This window comes from Streptococcus sp. HMSC057G03 (genome assembly GCF_001808745.1).
In the GTDB taxonomy this organism is placed as follows: domain Bacteria; phylum Bacillota; class Bacilli; order Lactobacillales; family Streptococcaceae; genus Streptococcus; species Streptococcus parasanguinis_Z.
The window spans coordinates 39003-42389 of sequence record NZ_KV794421.1; the positions used below are offsets into that span (position 1 = coordinate 39003).

Below are 3387 nucleotides of genomic sequence, written 5' to 3' on the forward strand. Positions count from 1 at the left end.
CGAATGACCGATTTCTGTCCCACTCTCTCTTTGGACAAAGTCGTCCTTGTAATTACTGTTTACCAGACTGTTCCATATTCCAGAAGTCGGTTACGGCACCACGTGATGCTGAAGAAACGATGTGGGCGTATTTACCCAGAACCCCACGGCTATACAGTGGCGGCAAGGTTGTTTCTGCCTTGCGTTTCGCTAACTCTTCGTCTGAAACGTGCATGGTGATTTCTTTGGTATCTTGGTCAACCGTTACCAAATCCCCTGTGTGGAGGTAGGCGATCGGGCCACCAACCTGAGCTTCAGGCGCAATGTGACCAACAACGAGACCATACGTACCACCAGAGAAGCGTCCGTCTGTCAAGAGGGCTACCTTGTCTCCTTGGCCTTTCCCAACAATCATGGATGACAAGGATAGCATTTCCGGCATACCAGGACCACCCTTAGGACCTACGAAACGAACAACGACAACGTCGCCATCCACAATTTCATCCGAAAGAACGGCTTCAATGGCAGCTTCTTCGGAGTCAAAGACCTTAGCAGGGCCCGTGATGTTGCGGACCTTCACACCTGATACTTTGGCAACTGCTCCTTCAGGAGCCAAGTTCCCTTTCAAGATGATCAATGGACCATCCGCACGTTTCGGATTTTCAAGTGGCATGATGACTTTTTGACCCGGTGTCAAATCAGCGAAGGCTTCCAAGTTCTCAGCTACTGTTTTACCAGTACATGTGATGCGATCTCCATGAAGAAAACCATTCTTAAGAAGGTATTTCATGACGGCTGGCACACCACCAACATTGTAAAGGTCTTGGAAGACATATTTCCCTGAAGGTTTCAAGTCCGCCAAATGAGGCACGCGCTCTTGGAAATCGTTGAAATCTTCAAGGGTCAAGTCTACATTGGCCGCATGAGCGATCGCAAGCAAGTGCAGAGTCGCATTGGTAGAACCACCAAGCGCCATGGTCACTGTAATCGCATCTTCAAAGGCTTCACGAGTCAAGATATCAGATGGCTTGAGTCCCATTTCAAGCATTTTGACAACTGCACGACCCGCTTCTTCAATATCGGCCTTTTTATCAGCTGATTCAGCAGGGTGAGAAGAGGAACCTGGTAAGCTCAACCCAAGGACCTCAATCGCTGTCGCCATGGTGTTGGCCGTATACATCCCACCACAGCCACCAGGGCCAGGGCAAGCATTACATTCCAGTTGCTTCACTTCTTCAGCAGTCATATCACCGTGGTTCCATTTCCCGATCCCTTCGAAAACAGAAACCAAGTCGATATCCTTACCGTTCAGATTACCTGGAGCAATGGTACCACCATAAGCAAAGATCGCTGGGATATCCATATTGGCAATGGCAATCATCGAACCAGGCATGTTCTTATCACAGCCACCGATGGCTACAAAGGCATCCACGTTGTGACCGCCCATAGCAGCTTCGATAGAGTCTGCAATGATATCACGTGACGTCAAAGAGAAGCGCATTCCTGGTGTCCCCATAGCGATCCCATCCGCAACCGTAATGGTTCCGAATTGAACCGGCCAAGCTCCTGCATCTTTCACACCTTCTTTGGCCAGTTTTCCAAAATCGTGAAGGTGGATGTTACAAGGGGTATTTTCCGCCCATGTCGAAATCACTCCGACAATCGGTTTCTCAAAGCTTTCATCGGTCATTCCCGTCGCGCGAAGCATGGCACGGTTGGGAGATTTTACCATGCTATCGTAGACACTACTACGATGGCGTTTGTCTAATTCTGTCATGTCATTCCTCTCGTTCCATTTTTTACCATTATAGCATAAAAGAAGGCCCAAAGACAGATCCAAACTTTGAGATCAACTAGGGAGAAGAAACTTTTCCCAAAAATTTCAATTTTTTTGTCAAGTAACTTTACTTTACAAAAAAGTTTTGTTATACTGTTACAGTTGATGAAAATCAAACCTAATTGAATTTATATCTTAAAAGGAGAAAAACGAAATGGCAGTACCTGCACGTCGCACATCAAAAGCGAAGAAAAACAAACGTCGTACGCACTACAAAGTAACAGCTCCATCTGTAAACTTTGACGAAGCAACTGGAGATTACTCACGTTCACACCGTGTATCACTTAAAGGATACTACAAAGGACGTAAGATCGCTAAAGCTGCATCAGCTGAATAATAGAAGGGAGATACCATGCGCGTAAATATTACACTTGAACACAAAGAATCTGGTGAACGCTTGTACCTTACTTCTAAAAACAAACGTAACACTCCAGACCGTCTTCAATTGAAGAAATACTCACCAAAACTTCGCAAACACGTTGTGTTTACAGAGGTGAAATAGGGGTTCACTACACGTCAATAGATGTTAGAAACCTTGATTTTAAGCGATTCTTGAAATTCTAAATTTCACTACATTGCAATATAAATCAACCGAATCACTACCTTTTTCACTACCTTTTTTGAAATAAGAATAATGATTCGGATATATAAAAGAAGAGGAACTTTATTGTGAAGCTCCTCTTTTTGTTATGTGTTCTTTTTCTCACAGATCGTATGACCTGGTTTGGAAAGTATGAGTTTCAGTTGGATTAAAAATAGCGTAATATCAAGGCTTTTCAGAACGATATCTACTGATTAATTTCATAAAATTTGAATCAATATTTTTTAAACGGGGGAATAGTTTATGTCATTAAATATTAAACAATACACCTACAAGGATTATTATATCAGATTTTCCCGTTTTAGAAAAATAGGGACTATCATCAGTTTTTGTTGAATAATCAAAAACAGGAAGGATGGTTTTATTATGAATCTGCAATCCATGGCCCTGTATATAGAGATGGAAGAAGATATTATGCAGATCTTAACGATTGTGGTGCATTTACAAGCAATGAAGCTCTAATTACAGACGGTGTTTTTAATATATGAGCATAATGTTACGATCTATGATTTCAGGAAGTAAGTAGATGGATTAAAAAACATATAAAGGAAATTGATGAATTAAGGTTAAACTAAAAGGACTTAGTCCTGTACAATACAGAACTAAGTCCTTCGCTTAAATTATTTGTTTAACTTTTTGGGCTATCACAAGAAGTTTACTCTTATAAGATATAATAAAGTTACTTTTCTTCTTTTTTTGATAGGAAGCCCACTCCACCTAACACTAACAGTCCTAACATTGGTAATACAATATTTGTAGTTGTTCCTGTTTTAGGTAGAGTCTTTTCAGAGTGATTAATATCATTTGTAGTAATAACTCCAGATGCTCTGTAAGTATTTGTATTTAAAACTTTATTTGCTTCAGTTTGTTTCTCAGGAGTTACAGTCGTCTCAGGAGTTACAGTCGTCTCAGGAATTGCAGGTTTCTCAGGAGTTACGGGTTTCTCAGGAGTTACAGGTTTCTCAGGAGT

Annotated in this window: 5 protein-coding genes; 3 read left to right on the forward strand and 2 right to left on the reverse strand. The window is 41.6% G+C overall.

Going from position 1 to position 3387, the window contains the following annotated elements; genetic code table 11:
• Positions 1–52 precede the first annotated feature (52 nt).
• A complete protein-coding gene (gene ilvD, locus HMPREF2686_RS03270; protein WP_070449186.1) occupies positions 53–1756 on the reverse strand; it encodes a dihydroxy-acid dehydratase in 1704 nt (567 codons plus the stop codon).
• Positions 1757–1970: 214 nt separating this feature from the next.
• Here ilvD and rpmF point away from each other — a divergent pair, with 214 nt between their 5' ends.
• From rpmF to HMPREF2686_RS10780, 3 genes are all read left to right on the forward strand, one after another.
• Entirely contained in the window at positions 1971–2153 is a 183-nt protein-coding gene (rpmF, locus tag HMPREF2686_RS03275; protein WP_003009516.1) for a 50S ribosomal protein L32, read from the forward strand.
• A gap of 15 nt (positions 2154–2168) precedes the next feature.
• Positions 2169–2318, forward strand: coding sequence for a 50S ribosomal protein L33 (gene rpmG, locus HMPREF2686_RS03280; protein ID WP_001265622.1), 150 nt, complete (start codon positions 2169–2171; stop codon positions 2316–2318).
• A 658-nt stretch (positions 2319–2976) separates the two neighbouring features.
• Complete coding sequence (locus tag HMPREF2686_RS10780; protein WP_371106653.1) at positions 2977–3036, forward strand: integrase core domain-containing protein; 60 nt, start codon at positions 2977–2979, stop codon at positions 3034–3036.
• A 60-nt stretch (positions 3037–3096) separates the two neighbouring features.
• Here the strand turns inward: HMPREF2686_RS10780 and HMPREF2686_RS03285 are convergent.
• A partial coding sequence (locus HMPREF2686_RS03285; protein WP_148130195.1) for an LPXTG cell wall anchor domain-containing protein occupies positions 3097–3387 on the reverse strand: 291 nt, incomplete at its 5' end.

Excerpts from the sequence above, each read along its gene's own strand:
- rpmF (WP_003009516.1), top strand. The coding sequence starts at position 1,971 with ATGGCAGTACCTGCACGTCGCACATCAAAAGCGAAGAAAAACAAACGT.
- ilvD (WP_070449186.1), bottom strand. The coding sequence starts at position 1,756 with ATGACAGAATTAGACAAACGCCATCGTAGTAGTGTCTACGATAGCATG.
- rpmG (WP_001265622.1), top strand. The coding sequence starts at position 2,169 with ATGCGCGTAAATATTACACTTGAACACAAAGAATCTGGTGAACGCTTG.